Origin of the sequence: Meridianimaribacter sp. CL38 (assembly GCF_004328055.1) — a bacterium.
Taxonomy (GTDB): Bacteria; Bacteroidota; Bacteroidia; order Flavobacteriales; family Flavobacteriaceae; genus Gaetbulibacter_B; species Gaetbulibacter_B jejuensis.
In genome coordinates this window covers 58,839-79,783 of sequence record NZ_QKWS01000001.1, presented here as the reverse complement: position 1 = coordinate 79,783, position 20,945 = coordinate 58,839, and the positions used below count along the sequence as shown (strand labels likewise).

General features: G+C 32.7%; 19 protein-coding genes. 14 read left to right on the top strand and 5 right to left on the bottom strand.

Translation table 11 applies throughout. The annotated features are described in order from the left end of the window. Positions 1 to 6 precede the first annotated feature (6 nt). Positions 7 to 684, bottom strand: a complete 678-nt coding sequence (locus DMZ43_RS00350; protein WP_238155744.1) for a carboxypeptidase-like regulatory domain-containing protein — start codon at positions 682 to 684, stop codon at positions 7 to 9. Positions 685 to 874: 190 nt separating this feature from the next. Continuing rightward, positions 875 to 2,761: a molecular chaperone HtpG gene (gene htpG, locus DMZ43_RS00345; protein ID WP_131505748.1), complete on the bottom strand. Its 1,887-nt coding sequence runs from the start codon at positions 2,759 to 2,761 to the stop codon at positions 875 to 877. A 178-nt stretch (positions 2,762 to 2,939) separates the two neighbouring features. Between htpG and DMZ43_RS00340 the strand changes: the two genes are divergently transcribed. After that, positions 2,940 to 3,950 (top strand): 3-oxoacyl-ACP synthase III family protein, encoded by a 1,011-nt coding sequence (locus tag DMZ43_RS00340; RefSeq protein WP_131506507.1) that lies wholly within the window; start codon positions 2,940 to 2,942, stop codon positions 3,948 to 3,950. Between the two features lie 670 nt (positions 3,951 to 4,620). Here DMZ43_RS00340 and DMZ43_RS00335 read toward each other — a convergent pair. Next, positions 4,621 to 7,002 carry an outer membrane beta-barrel family protein gene (locus tag DMZ43_RS00335; RefSeq protein ID WP_131505747.1) on the bottom strand — a complete coding sequence of 794 codons (2,382 nt, stop codon included), beginning with the start codon at positions 7,000 to 7,002 and terminating at the stop codon, positions 4,621 to 4,623. 105 nt (positions 7,003 to 7,107) lie between these two features. Here DMZ43_RS00335 and DMZ43_RS00330 point away from each other — a divergent pair, with 105 nt between their 5' ends. After that, positions 7,108 to 7,470 carry a CoA-binding protein gene (locus DMZ43_RS00330; protein ID WP_131505746.1) on the top strand — a complete coding sequence of 121 codons (363 nt, stop codon included), beginning with the start codon at positions 7,108 to 7,110 and terminating at the stop codon, positions 7,468 to 7,470. Here DMZ43_RS00330 and DMZ43_RS00325 read toward each other — a convergent pair. Continuing rightward, positions 7,441 to 8,889, bottom strand: a complete 1,449-nt coding sequence (locus tag DMZ43_RS00325) for a sodium:solute symporter (protein ID WP_131505745.1) — start codon at positions 8,887 to 8,889, stop codon at positions 7,441 to 7,443. The genes DMZ43_RS00330 and DMZ43_RS00325 overlap by 30 nt on opposite strands. Positions 8,890 to 8,972: 83 nt before the next feature. Here DMZ43_RS00325 and DMZ43_RS00320 point away from each other — a divergent pair, with 83 nt between their 5' ends. From DMZ43_RS00320 to DMZ43_RS00305, 4 genes are all read left to right on the top strand, one after another. Continuing rightward, positions 8,973 to 11,495: a T9SS type A sorting domain-containing protein gene (locus tag DMZ43_RS00320; RefSeq protein ID WP_131505744.1), complete on the top strand. Its 2,523-nt coding sequence runs from the start codon at positions 8,973 to 8,975 to the stop codon at positions 11,493 to 11,495. A 95-nt stretch (positions 11,496 to 11,590) separates the two neighbouring features. After that, positions 11,591 to 12,208 carry a recombination mediator RecR gene (gene recR, locus DMZ43_RS00315; RefSeq protein ID WP_131505743.1) on the top strand — a complete coding sequence of 206 codons (618 nt, stop codon included), beginning with the start codon at positions 11,591 to 11,593 and terminating at the stop codon, positions 12,206 to 12,208. 7 nt (positions 12,209 to 12,215) lie between these two features. After that, positions 12,216 to 13,322, top strand: coding sequence for a glycosyltransferase family 2 protein (locus tag DMZ43_RS00310; RefSeq protein WP_131505742.1), 1,107 nt, complete (start codon positions 12,216 to 12,218; stop codon positions 13,320 to 13,322). An 80-nt stretch (positions 13,323 to 13,402) separates the two neighbouring features. After that, the gene (locus DMZ43_RS00305) at positions 13,403 to 14,725 is read left to right on the top strand and encodes a dihydrolipoamide acetyltransferase family protein (RefSeq protein ID WP_131505741.1); all 1,323 of its coding nucleotides are present in this window, start codon (positions 13,403 to 13,405) and stop codon (positions 14,723 to 14,725) included. A gap of 55 nt (positions 14,726 to 14,780) precedes the next feature. Here DMZ43_RS00305 and DMZ43_RS00300 read toward each other — a convergent pair whose 3' ends face one another. After that, positions 14,781 to 16,070 carry a deoxyribodipyrimidine photo-lyase gene (locus DMZ43_RS00300; RefSeq protein ID WP_370450266.1) on the bottom strand — a complete coding sequence of 430 codons (1,290 nt, stop codon included), beginning with the start codon at positions 16,068 to 16,070 and terminating at the stop codon, positions 14,781 to 14,783. A 153-nt stretch (positions 16,071 to 16,223) separates the two neighbouring features. Between DMZ43_RS00300 and DMZ43_RS00295 the strand changes: the two genes are divergently transcribed. From DMZ43_RS00295 to DMZ43_RS00260, 8 genes are all read left to right on the top strand, one after another. Continuing rightward, the gene (locus DMZ43_RS00295; RefSeq protein WP_131505739.1) at positions 16,224 to 17,000 is read left to right on the top strand and encodes a 3'-5' exonuclease; all 777 of its coding nucleotides are present in this window, start codon (positions 16,224 to 16,226) and stop codon (positions 16,998 to 17,000) included. Positions 17,001 to 17,035: 35 nt separating this feature from the next. Then, positions 17,036 to 17,938, top strand: coding sequence for a carboxypeptidase-like regulatory domain-containing protein (locus DMZ43_RS00290; RefSeq protein WP_131505738.1), 903 nt, complete (start codon positions 17,036 to 17,038; stop codon positions 17,936 to 17,938). Between the two features lie 45 nt (positions 17,939 to 17,983). Continuing rightward, positions 17,984 to 18,595, top strand: a complete 612-nt coding sequence (locus tag DMZ43_RS00285) for a fumarylacetoacetate hydrolase family protein (RefSeq protein ID WP_129759015.1) — start codon at positions 17,984 to 17,986, stop codon at positions 18,593 to 18,595. Further along, complete coding sequence (locus DMZ43_RS00280; RefSeq protein ID WP_131505737.1) at positions 18,596 to 18,937, top strand: Hpt domain-containing protein; 342 nt, start codon at positions 18,596 to 18,598, stop codon at positions 18,935 to 18,937. Beyond that, positions 18,937 to 20,175, top strand: a complete 1,239-nt coding sequence (locus tag DMZ43_RS00275) for a competence/damage-inducible protein A (protein WP_131505736.1) — start codon at positions 18,937 to 18,939, stop codon at positions 20,173 to 20,175. Before DMZ43_RS00280 ends, DMZ43_RS00275 begins: the two co-directional genes overlap by 1 nt. 89 nt (positions 20,176 to 20,264) lie before the next feature. After that, positions 20,265 to 20,501, top strand: coding sequence for a 50S ribosomal protein L28 (rpmB, locus tag DMZ43_RS00270; protein WP_129759012.1), 237 nt, complete (start codon positions 20,265 to 20,267; stop codon positions 20,499 to 20,501). 27 nt (positions 20,502 to 20,528) lie between these two features. Beyond that, positions 20,529 to 20,711 (top strand): 50S ribosomal protein L33, encoded by a 183-nt coding sequence (gene rpmG / locus DMZ43_RS00265; protein ID WP_091426518.1) that lies wholly within the window; start codon positions 20,529 to 20,531, stop codon positions 20,709 to 20,711. A 7-nt stretch (positions 20,712 to 20,718) separates the two neighbouring features. After that, on the top strand, positions 20,719 to 20,871 hold the full coding sequence (locus DMZ43_RS00260; RefSeq protein ID WP_129759011.1) for a DUF4295 domain-containing protein: 153 nt from the start codon (positions 20,719 to 20,721) through the stop codon (positions 20,869 to 20,871). The last annotated feature ends 74 nt before the right edge of the window (positions 20,872 to 20,945 follow it).

Below are 20,945 nucleotides of genomic sequence, written 5' to 3'. Positions count from 1 at the left end.
TGTAGTTTAATTCCTTTTAGACTTGTAAACTTCTTTTGTTGCTACTTTTCCCATAATGATACAAGTGTCACCTTCCATCATAACTTGTAATGCTACACTAGAAGCAGAATTTTTATCATTAATAACCAATTTTTGAGATTTCATTCCTAAATAGCTAAAAACCAAAATATCTCCTTTTTTTAGTTTCTGCGGAAAAGTGAAGTTGCCATCAAAGTCGCTAGAAGTTCCAACTGTGGTACCTTGCAACACAATGTTTACTCCAGGAAGTGGCAACTCGCCATCAGTAACTGTGCCTTCAACGGTTATATTACTTTCTTGAGATTCTTGAAGCACTTTTGAATTGTTTTTATCTGAACTGTCAGACGTTTTTGATGTGTTTTGTGCTTGAGCAGTTCCAAATGAGAATAATGACAAACATGCTAAACCAACAGCGCTTATAAAGCTTAATTTTTTTCGTTTTGGAGTAGGTGAGTAGGTTTTTAACTGATTATTGTTAAATCTGCCACATACATTTTGAGTTTCTTTTGCCTTAAAAAAAGCAATAATTTCATCTGACGTCATTTTAGTGAAATCAACAACTTCTTTTTCACATGAGCCACAAAAACCACCTTTTACAGTTGGCGTAAATTTTTGAAAGTTTTCTTGACAAGGTGATTTAATACTTAAGTTGAATGGGTTTTTCATAATACAAAGTGTTAATGTTATACCTGTCAAACCTAGTAAAGACCAAGATGTTGTAAAATGAGGAATTGGTAAAAGGTATGTTTTAGTGAGGGAACATCACTTTTTGTTTAGGATAAAAAAAACCACTTCGTGTTAGGAAGTGGTTTTTTACTATAAGAACTACTAAATGAACTTCAGCTTGATAATTTGTTTACTTTATCATGTCGTAGCTACGCTTAATAAAGTTTGTAAGTTCTTCACCTTTAAGTAAGCCTTGACTTAAACGTGCTAAATCTAAACTTTGGTTTATTAAACGTTCTTTGTTTTCTTTGGTTTCGGTGTTTAAAATTTCACCAACCAATTCATGATTTGTGTTTACAACCAAGTTGTACATATCTGGCATGTTGCCCATACCAAACATACCGCCACCACCAGTTTGTTGCATCTCTTTCATACGACGCATAAACTCTGGTTGTGTAATCATAAATGGTGCAGCATCGCTATCCATAGGTTCTAATTGCACTGTGAATTTTTCAGCAGGAATTACTTCTTTAAGAAGTTCGTCTAGTGTTTTCTTTTCATCATCACTTAATTTTGAAATCTTGTTGTCATCTTTCTTAATTAAGTTGTCTATATGGTCAGCATCAACACGTGCAAACGAAATATTCTCTTTTGTCGTTTCTAGTTTTTGCATTAAGTGAGAAACAATAGGAGAATCTAAAAATAACACTTCGTAACCTTTTGCTTTTGCAGCTTCAATGTAGCTGTGTTGCGCATCTTTGTTTGATGCATAAAGAATAACAAGTTTGTCGTCTTTATCAGTTTGTTTTGCTTTTATAGCATTGTAAAGTTCGTCATACGTGTAGTGTTTACCATCTACAGTTGGGTACAATGCAAAGGCATCAGCTTTTTCAAAGAATTTTTCTTCAGAAAGCATTCCGTATTCAATCACAATTTTAATGTCATCCCATTTTGCTTCAAAATCTTCACGGTTGTTATTGAATAACGATTTTAATTTATCAGCCACCTTACGTGTAATGTAAGACGAAATTTTCTTTACAGCACCATCGGCTTGTAAGTAACTACGAGAAACGTTTAACGGAATATCAGGAGAATCAATAACACCACGAAGCATGGTTAAAAATTCTGGAACAATACCTTCTACGTTATCTGTTACAAACACTTGGTTTTGGTACAGTTGAATTTTATCTTTTTGGATGTTGAGGTCGTTAGTCATTTTTGGGAAATATAAAATCCCAGTTAAATTAAACGGATAGTCAACATTTAAGTGAATGTGAAATAATGGTTCCTCAAACTGCATTGGGTACAACTCACGGTAGAAGCTCTTGTAATCATTGTCTTCTAAATCTGTTGGTTGCTTTGTCCAAGCAGGATTTGGATTGTTTATGATGTTGTCAACCTCTTTTGTAGGTGCAGGATCGTCTTCTTTTGCATCTTCAGGTTTTGGTAAGGTTTCTGTTTTTGTTCCAAATTTAATTGGCACAGGCATAAACTTGTTATACTTTGTAAGTAGTTCGCTTATGCGGTTGTCTTCTAAAAATTCGGTAGAATCTTCTGCAATATGAAGAATAATTTCAGTACCTCTTTCAGTTTTATCGTGGGCTTCTAATGTAAACTCTGGTGAACCATCGCAAGTCCAATGTGCAGCTGGTTCATCTTTGTAAGATTTTGTAATGATTTCTACTTTTTCAGCAACCATAAACGCTGAATAAAACCCAAGACCAAAATGTCCTATAATTCCTGAATCTTTTGCAGAATCTTTGTATTTGTCAAGAAATTCTTCGGCACCAGAAAAAGCAACTTGGTTGATGTATTTTTCAACTTCGTCAGCAGTCATCCCCAATCCTTGGTCAATAATGTGAAGTTTTTTACCGTCTTTATCAACTTTTACTTCAATTTGCGGATTGCCGTATTCAACGCTAGCTTCACCAATACTGGTTAAGTGCTTAAGCTTTAAAGTTGCATCAGTTGCATTACTAATTAACTCACGTAAAAAGATTTCGTGGTCACTGTATAAGAATTTTTTAATGAGCGGGAAGATGTTTTCTACCGATACATTAATGTTTCCTTTTGCCATAATATATGTGTTTTATTGTATTTATAATTATGCTCTTTCTAAAGACAAAAAAAATACCAAGCCCAAAAAAGTGACAAAGTGACATTATATAAAATGTTATGCATGCATAACGATAGATTATTTTTTTTAAAGAGGTTTTATTTTGAAATATTTAAATTGCGAAGCTAATTTTTATGATATGTATAATTCAAAAATAATAGGTTTAGGTTCTTATGTGCCTGATAATGTGGTTACCAATGATGATTTAACCAAGTTGATGGATACCAGTGATGAATGGATTCAAGAGCGAACAGGAATTAAAGAGCGTCGTTGGGTAAAACCAGGAAGTGGTGATACCACATCTGCAATGGGTGTAAAAGCAGCTAAAGTTGCTATAGAACGTGCAGGAATTGATAAAGATGACATTGATTTTATCATTTTTGCAACCTTAAGTCCAGATTATTACTTTCCTGGACCAGGAGTTACCGTTCAAAAAGAATTAGACATAAAAACAGTTGGTGCATTAGATGTACGTAATCAATGTTCTGGTTTTGTTTATGGATTATCGGTTGCTGATAATTTTATAAAAACAGGAATGTATAAAAACGTGCTTGTTATTGGAAGTGAATTACATTCTCACGGATTAGATAGAACTACTCGTGGAAGAGGTGTTTCGGTGATTTTTGGAGATGGAGCAGGAGCAGCAGTTTTAACACGTGAAGAAGATAATAGTAAAGGTATTTTATCAACGCACTTGCATTCTCAAGGAGAACATGCCGAAGAGTTAAGCTTGATAGCTCCAGGAATGGGAAAACGCTGGGTAAATGATATTATAGCAGATAATAATCCTGATGATGAGAGCTACTATCCTTACATGAACGGGCAGTTTGTATTTAAAAATGCTGTAGTTCGTTTTAGTGAAGTAATTATGGAAGGCTTAATGAAAAACAAGTTGCAGGTAAATGACATTGATATGTTAATTCCGCATCAAGCCAACTTGCGTATTGCGCAGTTTATTCAAAAGAAATTCCAATTGGAAGACGACCAAGTATTTAATAATATTCAAAAATACGGAAACACAACAGCAGCTTCTATTCCTATTGCTTTAACTGAAGCTTGGGAACAAGGAAAAATAAAAGAAGGCGATACTGTAGTTCTTGCTGCCTTTGGAAGTGGATTTACTTGGGGAAGCGCTATTATAAAGTGGTAAAGGCTCAATAAAAAAGTAAAATTTATAACCATAAAAAAACCCGAAACGTTTTAAAGTTTCGGGTTTTTTCGCTATTAACCAACTTACTAACACTAAACTATAAAACAGTGATATTTTAATTGATTAACTTTAAAACTTATCACTATATCTTAGACGTAGAAAATTAAAATTTATTTCATTCGTTAACACTTTTAACTATCAATTAACAAAAATTAAAAAACCCAAAGCAATAACCTTGGGTTTTAAGTTTAACACTTACTACTATTTTTTGAATTTTGATTGATGAAGGCTAATTCAAATTAATCTAAATTCTTTAAGAAAGTAGCTAGTTATATAATAGACGAGTTAATTGCGTATGTATTACAGTTTTTAATAAATTTTTAAAGAAAAAAAGCCCAAAGTTTTCACTTTGAGCTTTTGTGTATAATGTGCTGTTTTCAAGCTTTTTATAGTTTATGAAGGCTAATTCAAATTAACTTAAACTTGTCGATTACATTATGACTGCAAAAAAATGACTTTTTGGTGATTTATCCTTCATAAATAATGAAGAATAACATTTTATTAACTTTATAAAAAGTAAAAACCCGAAACAAAAATGTTCCGGGTTTTCTTATTCAATAACCAAGCATTAACACTAACCATCAACTATTACGCTGGCTATCAAATATTTTTACATGAAACCACCACTTCCTTGGGTTTCATTATCATCTCTTTGTTTTCTGCTTAACGCTCTGTATTTTCCACCACCAAATCGGTAAGATAATCCTATGCGCCATTGGTTGCTTTCCCAGTTAAATTCGCCTTCAGTAGGAAAAGGTCTTGTACCATCAAAAGCAAATTTCATTGAGTTGAAAATATCATTGTAGCTAAAACTAAAAGTTGCTTTGTCCTCAAGGAACGTGTAACGTAAACCTGTGTTAACTAATGTCATTGGTTTTCTTGTGTTTTGAAGCCCTTTTTCTTGCCCTCTATACATTCCAAAAACAGATAAATTCAAGCTTTTAGTAACTTTAAAGTTGTTGTTCATTCTAAAGTTAAAAGTAGAGTTGTCTACATCAACGTTTTCTTGTTCTACAACACCTCTTACAGTTCTGTAATAAAACTCAGCACTTGCATTTAAACTCCACCATTTTGTTGGTCTGTAGTTTGTAGAGGCTTCAACACCATAAGCTGAATTGTTGTCAAAGTTATCGTAAGTTAATATTACGCTTTCTCCTGTTGGATCTTCTGGATCTATATAAACAGCTCTGTTAATTTCATCTTCAATATTTCTGTAAAATGTACCAGCGGTTATGCTACCACCTTTTATGATTTTAGTGTAGTTAATTTCAAATGAATTGGTGAACTGTTGTCTTAATTCAGGGTTACCAATTGAAGTTACTCGAGGTGTACTCCATTCTCTAATTGGGTTAATTTGCCCTAAACCAGGACGATCAACACGTCTACTATAACTAAATTGTAAAGTGTTTTTTTCTGAAAGATTATAGGTTGCAAATACCGATGGGTAAATACTGAATTGCTCATCAGTAAATTTGGCATTGTCTTGAGTGTCTTGAGCAAAGTTAGCTTCAACTTCATACTGCTCTAAACGCGCTCCAACTTGGTAAGACCATTTTTCGAACGTTTTACCATAAGTGGTGTAAAACGAATATATGCTTCTATTGTACTCATAATTAGAATCGAATAAATTAGCATTTGTAGTGTCATAAATATTATCAGAGTTATTAGATCTGTATTCTGCACCAATTTCTAGTTTAGCCTTTTCAGATAAAGGGTTAACATAGTCTAAATTTATAACAGTATTGTCTCTTTTGTTATCAACAACATCAATATAACCAGTGTTGTCATTAAACGCGAAGTTAGCAAACTCATCACTATCAAACGTGCTATAGTCAGCTTCTAAACTTATATTATGACCTTCTTTTTTGAAGTCGTGTTTATAAGCTCCATTGTAGGTTGAAGTGTTATTTTCATTTGAGTTATTGAACACCTGACGGAAATCAGGAAAATCATTATTTAAATATAATACATCTGTAGTTCCGTTACCTTTACCGTCGTATATATTTTGATTGGTGTAAAATGAAAGTGTATTACGATCGTTAATATAGTAATCTACTCCAATTTTATAAAGGTGCGATTTGTTGTTGTTACCAAAATCGAACAATTGCTCAGTATTGTTGTCAAATCGCTCTATCATTCCGTAGTTAGTACTTTTCCCAATATTGTTACCGTAGTTTCCGTAAAAGTTAAGCTTTCCATTTCTGTAGTTCATATCAATTGAACTGTTGAAGTTAGGACTGATTTCTTTAGCGAAACCTATGTTTACATTACCATTAAAACCAATGTTTGTGTTTTTATGAAGAATGATGTTGATAATACCACTCATTCCTTCAGGATTGTATTTAGCTGATGGGTTTGTAATTAACTCAACACTTTTAATTGATGTAGAAGGAATTTGTTTTAACAATTGAGCTGCAGGTACATTGGTTGGTTTACCGTCTACAAGTACACGTACATTTTCATTACCACGCAAACTAATGTTTCCGTTTTGGCTGTCAACACTTACTGCAGGGAGATTGTTCATGATTTCTGAAGCAGTTGCTCCAGTAGTAGTAAGGTCTTTACCAATAGTAATGACTTTTCTGTCAACTTTTTGTTGAATTGAAGATACTTCTGCTACAACAGTCACTTCGTCAAGGCTTGCAATATCTTCTTCAAGCATAATATTACCAAGGTCAATTCTGTAACTGCCTTTATCGACAATTATTTCTTTGGTTACTGTTTTGTAACCAATGTATTGAGCGCTTAAAAAACTTTTACCTTCAGGTATGTTTTTAATTTCAAAATTACCTTGGTCATCAGTAATCCCACCAGTAATAGTTGTACCAGCAGCATTTTTAATAATAATGTTTACGTAAGGTAAGGGTTGGTTGAGGTTTACGTCTAATACTTTTCCGGTCACGGTTCCATCTTTTTCAGTGTTAGCTAATGTAGCATTTGCAGTTAAAGATAGGGTAAAAGCAAATAGACAAAGCAATAATAACTTTTTCATTTTTTGATTGATTGATTAGTTTTGTTTTTTTACGATTGTATTTGATAGACGCCTTTATGAATTTTGTGTTACTCTTTTTAACACTACTTAACAACATTTTAACATATGAGCAAAAAAACCTTAGTATTTGGAGCCTCTATTAAGCCTAATAGATATTCAAACTATGCTGTAGAACGATTAGTGAATAATAACCATGAGGTAGTAGCTTATGGAAGCAAAAGTGGGACGATTTCAGGAGTAGAAATTGATACTGAATTATTACCTTATAAAGATTTAAATACTGTTACACTTTATCTTAACCCAACAGTTCAAAAACAGTATTACGATTATATTATTAGACTTAAACCTGAGCGAGTTATTTTCAACCCTGGAACCGAAAATGATGAGTTTTATAAATTATTAGATAAGCACAATATTCCTCATGAAGCGTCTTGCACTTTAGTGCTTTTGTCTACGAATCAATATTAATCCTAAATAGGTTAGTAACCCATTTATAATAAGGATTTCAAAGCCAATTTGATAACCGTTGAATAAAGTTTCGGAATAGGCGTTTAAAAGATAAGATACAATAGGAGCAATTATAGCAATAATCCATACATGTTTGTCTTTTATTTGAGATTTGGTTAGAATACCAAAAGCAAACAACCCAAGTAATGGTCCATAGGTGTAACCAGCAGCTTTAAATAATTCCCAGATAACAGAAACATCTTTAAAAATTAAATCAAAAAGTATAATTACAAGTACTAAAACTATACTTGTGAAAATATGTACTCTTTTTCTGATTTTCTTTTGTTGTTCTTTTGGTTTTTTGTCTAGCTCAATAATATCAATGCAAAACGAAGTCGTTAGTGAAGTAAGCGCTGAGTCTGCACTAGAGTAAGCAGCAGCGATTAAACCAAGAATAAAAAATGCTGAAGTTATGATTCCTATTTCAGGTAGCATAGCTATGGTTGGAAAAAGGTCGTCTTTGCTTGCAGTAATACTATTTTGTTGTGCATATTGAGTAAGTAAAAGACCAAGCACTAAAAAGAGAATGTTTACAAAAATTAAAACCACACTAAAGCTTACCATGTTTTTTTGAGCTTCTTTTAGGTTTTTACAGGTTAGGTTTTTTTGCATCATATCTTGGTCAAGTCCAGTCATGGTAATAGTTATGAACATACCTGCCAAAAAGCTTTTAGCGAAATATTGAGCATCATTTACATCTTCAAAAAAGAATACTTTACTCATTGTGCTTTCTTTTACATTACTATAAATATCAGAAACACTATTTAAGTCTAGTGCAGACGCTAAAAATACAATAGTAACAACTACTGAAACCAACATGAAAAGTGTTTGAAGCGTATCAGTAAATATGATGGTTTTAATTCCGCCTTTAAAAGTATAGAGCCAAATAAGCGCAATAGTGATGATAACCGTTATAAAAAAAGGAATTTCAAACTGATTAAAAATTAGTAATTGTAGCACTTTTGCTACTAAAAATAAACGAAATGCAGCACCAACAGTTCTTGAAATTAAAAAAGCAACAGAACCGGTTTTATAACTCGTGTTTCCAAATCTATCTCTTAAATAGGTGTAAATTGAAGTTAGGTTTAGCCTGTAGTAAATAGGTAATAATACATAGGCAATTACTAGGTAGCCAAACAAATACCCAAAAACAACTTGTAGATAACCAAACTGCTTACTCTCTACAGCACCAGGAACCGAAATAAAAGTAACTCCCGAAAGTGAAGCACCAATCATTCCAAAAGCAACAAGGTACCAAGGAGCAGATTTATTGGCTTTAAAGAACGCTTCGTTAGAATCTTCTTTACTTGTGAAGTAAGAAATTAAAATTAATACGACAAAGTAACCAATGATAAGTAGCGCTATTGAACTAGGAGACATAAAAATGAAATATTAACAATACTATTGTTTTTAAAATACTATTTTTGAAAAATTTAATAAAACACAATATTAACTAAATTAAAATGAAAAAAATTTACATTTCTTTAGTTTTCTCATTATTCATGATGACATCTTGGTCTCAAGAATATAAAAGAATGATGGATGCAGGTACCTACACTGTAGAAGAAATCATAGCTGAGGCTGAAGCTTATTTTGCAATAGAAGGAACTGGACAAGGTAAAGGTTACAAACCTTACAAAAGATGGGAATACCAAGCCTTGAGAAATATGGATGAAAACGGAATGCTTAAAACGCCTGAGTTTTATTTTGAAGAACTTGAAAACTACAATAATTATATTAATCAAAATTCAGGATTAGCAAGAACTACTGTTGGTACTTGGGAGCAATTAGGACCAACAAATTGGAACCAAACAAGTGGATGGAATCCAGGAGTAGGAAGAGTAACATCTATTGCTGTAGATGCTTCAAACTCTAATCATATTATTGCAGGAGCAAACTCTGGAGGTGTTTGGAAAACTCTTGATGGAGGCGCTACTTGGGAGGTGTTAACAGACAATATGTCGAATTTATATGTATATGCATTAGCAATAGATCCTAATGACTCATCAACATATTATTGGGGAACCACAAGCGGAAATATATTTAAGTCTACTGATGCAGGAGCTACATGGAATTTTTGGTCTGATACTGGAAATGGAAGTGTAAATAAAATCATTATTGATCCGGCAAATTCTAACAAAATGTATTGCAGTGTGCAAAGTGGAGGTATTTTTAAATCTTCAAATGCTGGAGCTAACTGGACATTAATAAACGAGTCTGCAACAAATGGTTATGATGTTGAGTTTAAACCAGGAGATTCTAATACCATTTATGCTTCAGGGCAAGGTGTATTTGTGTCAACAGATGGAGGAACTAACTTTTCTGAAATTACAGGTGTATTTTCAAATGGACCTAAGATGATAGGTGTTTCAGCTAATAGTCCTTCAACAGTATATGTTATTGAAGCCAGTGGAAGTGCATTCGGAAGCTTGTACAAATCGACAGATAGTGCTATTACTTTTAGTGAGTTAGACCACGATGGTAAAAATTATTTTGGATATAGCTCTGACCCTGAAGATCCAAGCGATGTTGGTTCTGGTCAAGCACCTAGAGATATGGATATAACAGTTAATCCAGCAGATGCAAATGAAGTACATATTGCTGGTATTAATACGTGGCGCTCTTTAGATGGAGGTGTTTCATTTAATATTTCTTCTCAGTGGATTCCGCAGAATGCTGCAGCACAGGGGATTGGGTATTGTCATGCTGATGTAGATATTTTGGAGTTTGTAGGTGATAAGTTATATGCAGGAACTGATGGAGGTATTTATGTTGCTAATAACCCTTCTTCAGCATTAACAGCAAATTTTTATACTGATTTATCTGCTGGAATGAGTATCAAGCAGTTTTATAAGTTTGGTATTACGCAGTCTGATCCTGTAATTATTAGTGGAGGTTCTCAAGATAATGGAACGTCAGCGTATTTGGCTAATGGAGATTGGATTGATTGGTTAGGTGCAGATGGAATGGAGTCGTTTGTTGATAAGAATAATAGCAATATAATGTATGGTACTTCTCAATATGGTACTACATACAAAACTATTAATGGAGGATCAAACATATCTAATTTAGTTAAGCCTGACGGAAAAGGAGGTCAAAATAGTTACAATTGGGTTGTACCTTTTGAGCAAGATCCACTTGTTCAAAATACTATTTATATTGCTTTTGACGAGGTTTATATGTCTAGTAATGGAGGTACAAGTTGGACTTCAGTGTCGCAAAACTTTGGTGCTAATATAGATAATTTAAAAGTAGCGCCTTCAAATAGTAGCTATATGTACTTGTCAATAAATGGAAACTTATATAAAAATACATTTGTAGGTATTGTTAACAGTTGGTCGCAGCTCTCTGGGTTTTCGGGTTCTGTAAATTCGATAGCAATTCATCCAACAGATCCAAATAAAGTAGCAATAGCTACAACATCTACTCAAAAAGTATATGTGTCTTCAAATGGAGGAATAACTTGGACGCCTTATGGATTTGATTTACCTAACTTTAGCGCTCAGGCTTTAACCTGGCATGACAATGGTGAGGATGGTTTATACTTAGGTATGAACTATGGTGTATATTATATTGATAATACTACAGGAAATAGCTGGCAACCATTTAGTAATAACTTACCTAATGTAATTATTAGCGAGCTTGAAATAAATACAGTTGAAAACAAAATTTATGCAGCTACTTATGGTAGAGGTGTGTGGAGATCTAATTTGTATGATGCTAGCTTAAGTGTTAGTGAGTTTGACTTACAATCGTTAAATATGTATCCTAACCCAGCAAAAACTCAAATTAATCTACGTTGGGATAAAGGAGATGACGTGTCAATAAGAATCTATAACTCTATTGGTAAATTAATGTACTATGCTAAGGATGAAAATCTTTTAGATACTTACACAATAGATGTTGCTCAATACGCTTCTGGTCTTTATTTTGTTAAAGTAAACACCTTAAATGGAGTGGTAACTAAAAAGCTTATTATAGAATAAAGCTTTATAAAACATTATAAAAACCCAATACTGTAAAAAAGAGTATTGGGTTTTTTGTAAGTAATAAACTCATAAATTGTAGTACCTTTGCTTGTATGGAATTTTCTTCAAAATTATTAGAAAAAGCTGTTGATGAAATGTCTCAATTGCCAGGTGTTGGTAAGCGTACTGCGTTACGTTTAGTACTACATTTATTGGGACAGCCAAAAGAAAATACATTTCAGTTAGCCGAAGCATTAAACACTATGCGTAATGATATTAAGTTTTGTAAAAACTGTAATAATATTAGCGATACCGATTTATGCGAAATTTGCTCAAACCCTAATAGAGTAGAAGATGTTATTTGTGTAGTTGAAGATATTAGGGATGTAATGGCAATTGAAAACACAAGTTCTTTTAAAGGATTGTATCATGTGCTTGGAGGCAAAATTTCTCCTATGGATGGTGTTGGTCCTAACGATTTAAACATTGAACCATTGGTTCAAAAAGCTAGAGAAGGAAAAATCAAAGAGCTTATTTTTGCCTTGGGTTCAACTATGGAAGGCGATACCACTAATTTCTATATTTATAAGCAAATACAAGAGTTTAATATCACTACATCTACTATTGCTAGAGGTATTTCGGTAGGTAATGAGTTAGAATATACTGACGAAATCACCTTAGGTAGAAGTATCATTAACAGAATTCCTTTTGAAACCTCTTTAAAATCGTAAAGTTATATTGAAATTATCAGTTGTCATATTAAACTATAATGTGCAATACTTTTTAGAATCCTGTTTAAAAAGTGTTCAAAAAGCTATTGATGGTATTGAAGCCGAAATAATTGTAGTAGATAACAACTCTAGTGATAGAAGTTGTGATATGGTAAAAACGCATTTTCCTGATGTTGTTTTAATAGAGAATAAAGAAAACTCAGGATTTTCCAAAGGAAATAATATTGGTGTATCACAAGCCAAAGGAGAGTACTTATGTGTTTTAAATCCAGATACGATTGTTGCTGAAGACACATTTAAGATACTTTTAGAGTTTGCTAATGGCATTGAAAACTTAGGTATTTTAGGTTGCAGGTTAGTAGATGGTACAGGTCACTTTTTACCAGAAAGCAAGCGAAACATCCCAAAACCCAATGTAGCGCTTAAAAAGCTGCTTGGTAAACCTCAATCGTATTATGCAACACAAATTGAAGAAGAAGCGGTAGGTGAAGTTCCTGTTTTTGTTGGTGCTTTTATGATATTGAAAAAAGAGGTGTATAAAGAAGTAGGTGGGTTTGATGAGGACTATTTTATGTATGGAGAAGATGTGGATTTATCATACAAAGTCCTAAAAGCTGGTTATGACAACTATTATAATGGTAACACTACTATTATTCATTATAAAGGTGAGAGCACATTAAAAGACCTTAACTATGCCAAGCGTTTTTATGGTGCAATGCAAATTTTTTACAAAAAGCATTTTAAAAGCAATTTTATATTCAATTCATTGGTTTGGTTAGGGATTAGAGGCGCTTATTTAATGCGATCTGAACCTTTAGTTGCTAAAAACAGAATAGATAGTTATACATTAGTTTCTAAAGATATTCCTAGAGGTTTAAAAGAAGCTTTAAATAAACCTATTACACAAGTGGCATCAATTGATACGGTTGAAGAGTATACCGAAATAATTTTTGATGCTGAATATGTAACCTATAAATCTATAATTGAGCATATTTCAAATCCTGAAATTAATAATAAGGCATTTTTTAAGATTTTACCAAAAAATGCTAATTTTATCATCGGAAGCAATAGCTCTAAAAACAGAGGTGAAGTTATCCATTTTAAAAAAGATTAATTGAAGAAACAACAACAGATTAGATGTTTTTTTATTAATTTTGCAAACGAAAAACCCAAAAACACTTTTTCATTATTAATATGGCAAAATTTGAATTAAAACTCCCTAAGATGGGAGAAAGCGTAGCAGAAGCAACAATAACATCTTGGTTAAAAGAAGTTGGTGATACTATTGAGGCTGATGAGGCTGTTCTTGAAATTGCTACAGATAAAGTGGATAGTGAAGTTCCAAGTGAAGTAGATGGTGTTTTAGTAGAAAAACTTTTCAATGCTGATGATGTTGTGCAAGTTGGTCAAACTATTGCTATTATTGAAACTGAAGGAGAAGTTTCAGCTGAGGCTCCTGCTGTAACTACTGAGCCTGTTAAAGAAGAAAAAGCTGAACAAGTAGCAGTTGCTGAAGTTGCAAAAACCGTTGAGGTTGCTAAAGAAACTGTAGCTCCTGTAGTATCTTCTGGAGACCGTTTTTATTCGCCATTAGTAAAAAATATGGCAAAACAAGAAGGTATTAGTCAAGCAGAGTTAGATGCTATTCCTGGTACAGGAAAAGAAGGACGTGTCACTAAAAATGATATGTTATCTTATATTGAAAATAGAGACTCACAACCTAAACCTGTTCAAGAAGTAGCTAAAGTAGCTCCAACGCAAAACAATGGAGTTGCACAACCAAAAGCTGCTCCAGTAGTAAGTAGTGGAGACGATGAGATTATTGAAATGACTAGAATGGGCAAATTAATTGCACATCATATGGTGGAGTCAGTACAAACTTCTGCTCACGTGCAAAGTTTTATTGAAGCTGATGTTACTAAAATATGGAACTGGAGAAAAAAGGTGAAAGATGCTTTCCTAAAGAGAGAAGGTGAAAACCTAACCTTTACACCAATTTTTATGGAAGCTGTAGCTAAAGCATTAAGAGATTTTCCTATGATGAATATTTCAGTTCAAGGTGATAGCATCATTAAGAAAAAGCATATCAATTTAGGTATGGCAGCTGCATTACCAGATGGAAACCTTATTGTGCCAGTTATAAAAGATGCTGACCAACTTAACTTGGTTGGTATGACCAAAAAAGTAAATGACTTAGCAACTAGAGCAAGAGATAATAAATTAAAACCAGACGATATACAAGGAGGAACCTATACTGTAACTAATGTAGGAACCTTTGGTAGTATTATGGGAACACCAATTATTAATCAACCTCAAGTAGGTATTTTAGCATTAGGAGCTATCCGAAAAGTACCTGCAGTTGTTGAAACTCCTGAAGGTGATTTTATTGGGATTCGTTATAAAATGTTCTTATCGCACTCTTATGACCATAGAGTTGTAAATGGAGCGTTAGGAGGACAATTTGTTAAGGCTGTAAAAGATTATCTTGAAGCTTGGGATTCTAACAGAGAAATTTAAAATTCTATAAATCATATAAAAAAGCACAATCCTAGATTGTGCTTTTTTTTATGTCTTAAGTGTTATTTAGTCCTACTTTGTAGGTTTCAATAGCACGTTCTCTAGCGTCTTTATGTTCTACCATTGGTGTAGGATATTCTAAAGAGTTTAGTTCTGGAATCCACGAATTGATATAAGTTAATTTAGGGTCAAATTTCTTTATTTGTGTTGTGGGATTAAATACTCTAAAGTATGGAGCAGCATCACAACCAGTTCCTGCAGCCCATTGCCAATTGCCATTATTTGAAGACAGTTCATAATCTAATAGTTTTTCAGCAAAATAAGCTTCTCCCCATTTCCAATCAATTAATAAATGTTTACATAAAAAACCAGCAACAATCATTCTAACGCGATTGTGCATGTAGCCTGTAGCGTTTAATTCTCTCATGCCAGCATCAACCATTGGGTAACCTGTTTGTCCTTTTTTCCACTTTTCAAATTCTTCAGTATTGTTTCTCCATTTTATGTTATCATACTTGCTTTTAAAGTTTGAGTCCACAACTTTAGGAAAGTGAAAAAGAATTTGCATGAAAAATTCACGCCATATGAGTTCGTTTAAAAAGGCTTGATGTTTTAATGTTTTTTTAATAACCTTTCTAATACTAATAGTGCCAAATCTTAAATGAGGTGATAAATGGCTCGTTTGGTCTAAAGCTGGAAAATCTCTTACTTTTTTATAATCTTCTAGAGATTCTAAATCGTAGTCTTTAACTGTAATAGAAGAACGTTTAAAACCTAACTCAGATAGCGATGGTAGTTTAAAATCAGAATCTAAAAAGTTAGTTTCAGAGTTTGAAGCGTAAGAATTTAAATGTTTAGTATTAAAATTTTCAAGCCACTTGTTTTTGTAAGGTGTGTAAACAGTGTAAGGTGTATTGTCGGCTTTTAATACTTCATTTTTTTCAAAAATAACCTGGTCTTTTAATAAGGTAAAGTTAACATCATGTTTTGCTAGCAATTGTTTAACGTTCTTATCTCTAGTAATAGCATAAGGTTCGTAATCTTCATTAGCAAAAACGGTTTGTACATCAAACGTATTTACAATCTCTTCCCATACTTTAATTGGATCTTCAACTTTGCAATACAAACTTTTTGAGTGCGATTTTAAGCTGTTGGATAGTTGAGTAAGTAAATTATGAATAAATGTAACTCTAGAGTCTGCTTCATCCAATTCTTCAATAATATTGGTGTCAAAAATAAAAACAGGAAGTACAGGATATTCGCTTTGTTGAGCTTTCCATAAGGCATGATTGTCTTCAAAGCGTAAATCTCTTCTAAACCAAAATAGTGTAACTTTTTCTTTGATAATTAATGTGTTAAATGCAATTTTGAATCATAAAATATCGTTTCAAAACTGTTTGTTAAGTATTAAAACGAATTTCGGTTAATTATTTGATAAAATCAAATACCATACTCAAGGTTTGTTTTATCTCATTATCTTTGCCTAAAAATTAATAACATGCAGCTTAATCTTACAAAACCTATCTGTTTTTTTGACTTAGAAACTACTGGAATAAATATTTCTAGCGATAGGATTGTTGAAATTTCTATTCTTAAAGTATATCCTGATGGTAAAGAGGAAACTTACACCAAGCGTGTCAATCCAACAATTCCAATTCCGCCAGAAGTTACTAAAGTTCATGGTATTTCAGATGCTGATGTAGCCAATGCACCAACATTTAAAGAAATTTCTAAAGAAGTACATAACCTTATTAAAGATGCCGATTTAGGAGGTTTTAACTCCAACAGGTTTGATATTCCATTACTAGCAGAAGAAATGCTTCGCGCAGATGTTGATTTTGACATGAAAGGAAGGGTTGCCGTTGATGTGCAAACTATTTTTCATAAAATGGAACAACGTACTTTAAGTGCTGCATATAAGTTTTACTGCGATAAAAATTTAGATGATGCCCATAGTGCCGAAGCTGATACTTTAGCTACATACGAAGTTTTAAAAGCTCAAGTTGCAAAATATGACGACTTAGAAAACGATACAAAGTTTTTAGCAGAGTTTAGTTCTCGTAAAAAGTTTGCAGATTTTGCAGGTTTTATTGCATACAATAAAAAGGGAGAAGAATGCTTTTCTTTTGGAAAACATAAAGGAAAAACTGTTGAGGCTGTTCTTAATGATGAACCAGGTTATTTTGGTTGGTTGTTAAATGCCGATTTTCCTTTGTATACCAAAAAAGTGCTTACAGCTATTAAGTTAAGAGCGTTTAATAATAAGTTGAGCTAACTTTTAAGGAAAGATAGAAATCCCATTTTTATAAGATGAAGTTTTTAATATTTCTTTTTCCATTTTTTGTTTTATCTCAAGAGCAATTAGCAAAAGGAGTGGTGGTTGATGGTGATACGAATTTACCAATTCCTTATGTTAATATAAGTGTTCTTGAGTCTGAAATAGGAACTTCAAGCGATGAAGAAGGAAATTATACACTTGCTATAGAGAATAATAACTTGCGTAAAAATGTTAAGTTGTCTTCGTTGGGTTATAAAGACACTACACTTTTAGTATCTTCATTTTTAAAGGTTTCAAAGCTAGTTTTACAGCCTTTAAACGAGCAGCTAGACGAAGTTGTAATTTCAAAAAAGTTTGAAGAAAAAACTTTAGAAATTAATAAAATTACCGAAGATGATTTGTGCCAAGGCTTTAGTTCATCTTTTAGAAACCCTTGGATATTAGCCTTATATTTTCCTTTCGAAGAACATTACGAAAATACAGAGTACTTAAAGTCTGTTAGGTTTCATTTTGGAAATTTTAAAAACAATAAAGCAAAGTTTAGACTTCGTTTGTACACTATAGGAAATGATGGTCTTCCGCAGAAAGATTTACTAAAAGAAAATGTAATAGTTACCCTAAAAAAGAAGCAAAAAACTGTAGATATAGATGTTTCTGACTACGCTATAATTTTTCCAAGAGAAGGATTATATGTGGCTTTTGAATGGTTGTACATACCTTTTAACGAAGAGGAGGTTACATTTCATTTTGGTAAAAACAATAAAAAAAAGGAAAAACGTATAAGGCATAATCCTATAATTTCTGGTATTTGTGCAGAAGAAGGCAAATACAAAATGGCAGCATATATTTCTGGAGAGTGGAAAGTCCATTCTTCAAATAAATTTCAAAGTGATTTAAAAACTGTTCCAGCTATAACATTAACTTTGTCAAACTAATTAATAAAAATCCCTTCTCTTGTAGAGAGGGTTTGGTAAGATGTTATGAAACTCATTTGCATAGGTCGAAATTATACTGACCATATAAAAGAACTAGAAAACGAAAAACCAACCGATCCTGTTGTGTTTTTAAAACCTGATACAGCAATTCTTTTAAAGAAACAGCCTTTTTTTATTCCAGATTTTTCCAACGATGTGCATCATGAAGTAGAAGTTTTGGTAAAAATTAATAAAGTTGGTAAGTATATTGATAAAAAATTTGCACATAAATATTATGACCAAATAGGTTTGGGTATAGACTTTACTGCTCGCGATTTACAAGCGCAATTAAAAGCCAAAGGATTACCTTGGGAGAAAGCCAAAGCCTTTGATGGAGCAGCAGTAGTAGGTAATTGGGTTGATAAACAGCAGTTTAAAGATGTTAATAATTTGTCCTTCACTTTAGAAAAAAATGGCGAAGTAGTACAAAAAGGTAATACAAACCTGATGCTGTGGAAAATTGATGAAATCATCGAATATGTGTCAAAATATTTTACTTTAAAGATTGGAGATATTATCTTTACGGGAACTCCATCAGGTGTTGGCAAGGTAATTGCAAACGACAAGCTTGATGGATTTTTGGAAAACAAACAAATGTTTTCAATAACTGTTAAATAAATGGAACAACATTATAAACTATTTAGAGTAAGAGAATTAGCAGGTGGTGACGAAGATTTTGTAAAGTCATTAGCCGAAGCTTTTCTCGAAGAAGTACCAGAAGATGCTGAGCGATTAAAGAACGCTGTAGCAGATAATGACTATTATACTACTTACCAGGCAGCTCATAAAATGAAACCAACAGTAGATCTTTTTGAGCTTGGTGTTTTACAAGATTTAATAACAGTACAAGATTGGGGGAAGTTTGAAAAAACTGGAGATGATATTTCCAAAGAACTAGAACTTGTTTTAAACGCTGTTGAAAATGCAACCGCCGAGTTAAAAACGGACTTCAACTTATAATGCAAGCAGAAATAATTACTATTGGTGATGAGATTCTCATCGGTCAGGTTATTGATACCAATTCAGCGTTTATTGCTGAACAATTAAATAAAATAGGAGTGTCTGTCTATCAAATTACTTCGGTTCAAGATGATAGAGCGCATATTTTAAAATCTTTAGCTGAAGCTGAAGAAAATGCAGACATCATTATTATTACTGGTGGTTTAGGACCAACCAAAGACGATATTACTAAAAAAACTATTGCTGAATATTTTGATGACAAATTGGTCGAAGACCTTTCAGTTAGAAAAAATATCGAGTTTCTTTGGGAGCATTACATTAAAAAACCACTATCTCAGGTTAATATTGACCAAGCCTTAGTGCCTACCAAATCTAAAGTGTTAATGAATAAGTATGGTAGCGCTCCAGGAATGTGGTTTGAAAAAAACGGAAAAGTATTTGTTTCGCTTCCTGGTGTGCCTTTTGAAATGAAGGCGTTAATTAAAGACGAAGTGATGCCAAGACTGAGAGAGCAGTTTCAATTTCCTTATATAAAGCACAAAACGGTTTTAACTAATGGGTTGGGAGAAAGTACTCTTGCAGAAAGAATTGAAGAATGGGAAGATAACTTACCTCAATTTTTAAAACTGGCTTATTTACCTAGTTTAGGTCGAGTACGTTTAAGATTGTCTGCTAAGCATCAAGATAAAGAGTTGGTGGAAACCACTATACAAGAAGAAATTAATAAGTTATTGCCTCAAATAGAAGATATTTTTGTTGGCTTTGAAGATGAAGGCTTGCTAGAAGAAATTATAGGTAAACATTTAGTAAAATTAAATAAAACCATTGCAACTGCTGAAAGTTGTACAGGAGGAAAAATTGCAGAATCGTTTACTGCAAATGCAGGAGCATCACAGTATTTTAAAGGAAGTGTGGTAAGTTATGCTACCGAAGCTAAAATAAACGTATTAAAGATTGATGAAGCTTTAATTAAGAAGTACTCTGTGGTTAGTGCGCAAGTTGCTGAAGCTATGGCAACCTCAGTTTTACAATTGTTCAATACCGATTATGCTATTGCTACAACAGGAAATGCAGGACCATCAAAAGGAGATGCCGATGCAGAAGTTGGAACAGTATTTATTGCAATAGCTACAAAAGACAAAGTATATTCTCAAGAATTTAACTTTGGAAACCATAGAACAAAAGTCATAAAAAAGGCGGTAAACAAAGCTTTTGAAATGATTCAAAAAGAAATTTAAAAAAAGTAACGATATTAGTTTGTTGATATTATAAAGATTTACTAAATTTGCAGCCTGTTTTAAAATAACAACATTTAAAGTTAGAAAGAATGTCAAGAGTTTGTGAACTTACTGGAAAGAAAGCGATGGTTGGAAACAATGTTTCTCACGCTATGAATAAAACTAAACGTAAATTTGATGCGAATTTAATCAAAAAGCGTTTTTATATTCCTGAAGAAGATAAATGGGTAACTTTAAGAGTTTCTACATCTGCGTTAAAGACTATCAATAAAATTGGTATCACAGCAGCATTAAAAGAAGCTAAAGCTAAAGGATTTTTAAAATAAAAGCATAACGCATAAAGATACGTTACAATGGCAAAGAAAGGTAATAGAATACAAGTGATATTAGAATGTACTGAGCACAAAGAGTCTGGACAACCAGGAACTTCTCGTTACATTACAACTAAGAACAAAAAGAATACGCCAGATAGAATGGAGATTAAAAAATTTAATCCTATCCTTAAGCGTATGACTATTCATAAAGAGATAAAATAATTGAATCATGGCAAAGAAAGCAGTAGCATCGTTACAAACAGGATCTAAAAGATTAACTAAAGCCATAAAGATGGTAAAATCACCAAAAACTGGAGCTTATATGTTCGTTGAGTCAGTTATGGCACCAGAATTTGTTGATGATTTTTTAAAGACAAAATAATTAAATAATCATATTTAATTCTATAACTGCTTTCATTTGAAAGCAGTTTTTTTATGTCTATATTTGACAGCCTA

Coding starts and splice junctions, on each gene's coding strand:
- htpG (WP_131505748.1), bottom strand. CDS start 2,761: ATGGCAAAAGGAAACATTAATGTATCGGTAGAAAACATCTTCCCGCTC.
- DMZ43_RS00260 (WP_129759011.1), top strand. CDS start 20,719: ATGGCAAAGAAAGCAGTAGCATCGTTACAAACAGGATCTAAAAGATTA.
- DMZ43_RS00330 (WP_131505746.1), top strand. CDS start 7,108: ATGAGCAAAAAAACCTTAGTATTTGGAGCCTCTATTAAGCCTAATAGA.
- recR (WP_131505743.1), top strand. CDS start 11,591: ATGGAATTTTCTTCAAAATTATTAGAAAAAGCTGTTGATGAAATGTCT.
- DMZ43_RS00340 (WP_131506507.1), top strand. CDS start 2,940: ATGTATAATTCAAAAATAATAGGTTTAGGTTCTTATGTGCCTGATAAT.
- DMZ43_RS00325 (WP_131505745.1), bottom strand. CDS start 8,889: ATGTCTCCTAGTTCAATAGCGCTACTTATCATTGGTTACTTTGTCGTA.
- rpmG (WP_091426518.1), top strand. CDS start 20,529: ATGGCAAAGAAAGGTAATAGAATACAAGTGATATTAGAATGTACTGAG.
- DMZ43_RS00285 (WP_129759015.1), top strand. CDS start 17,984: ATGAAACTCATTTGCATAGGTCGAAATTATACTGACCATATAAAAGAA.
- DMZ43_RS00320 (WP_131505744.1), top strand. CDS start 8,973: ATGAAAAAAATTTACATTTCTTTAGTTTTCTCATTATTCATGATGACA.
- DMZ43_RS00295 (WP_131505739.1), top strand. CDS start 16,224: ATGCAGCTTAATCTTACAAAACCTATCTGTTTTTTTGACTTAGAAACT.
- DMZ43_RS00275 (WP_131505736.1), top strand. CDS start 18,937: ATGCAAGCAGAAATAATTACTATTGGTGATGAGATTCTCATCGGTCAG.
- rpmB (WP_129759012.1), top strand. CDS start 20,265: ATGTCAAGAGTTTGTGAACTTACTGGAAAGAAAGCGATGGTTGGAAAC.
- DMZ43_RS00280 (WP_131505737.1), top strand. CDS start 18,596: ATGGAACAACATTATAAACTATTTAGAGTAAGAGAATTAGCAGGTGGT.
- DMZ43_RS00290 (WP_131505738.1), top strand. CDS start 17,036: ATGAAGTTTTTAATATTTCTTTTTCCATTTTTTGTTTTATCTCAAGAG.
- DMZ43_RS00305 (WP_131505741.1), top strand. CDS start 13,403: ATGGCAAAATTTGAATTAAAACTCCCTAAGATGGGAGAAAGCGTAGCA.
- DMZ43_RS00335 (WP_131505747.1), bottom strand. CDS start 7,002: ATGAAAAAGTTATTATTGCTTTGTCTATTTGCTTTTACCCTATCTTTA.
- DMZ43_RS00350 (WP_238155744.1), bottom strand. CDS start 684: ATGAAAAACCCATTCAACTTAAGTATTAAATCACCTTGTCAAGAAAAC.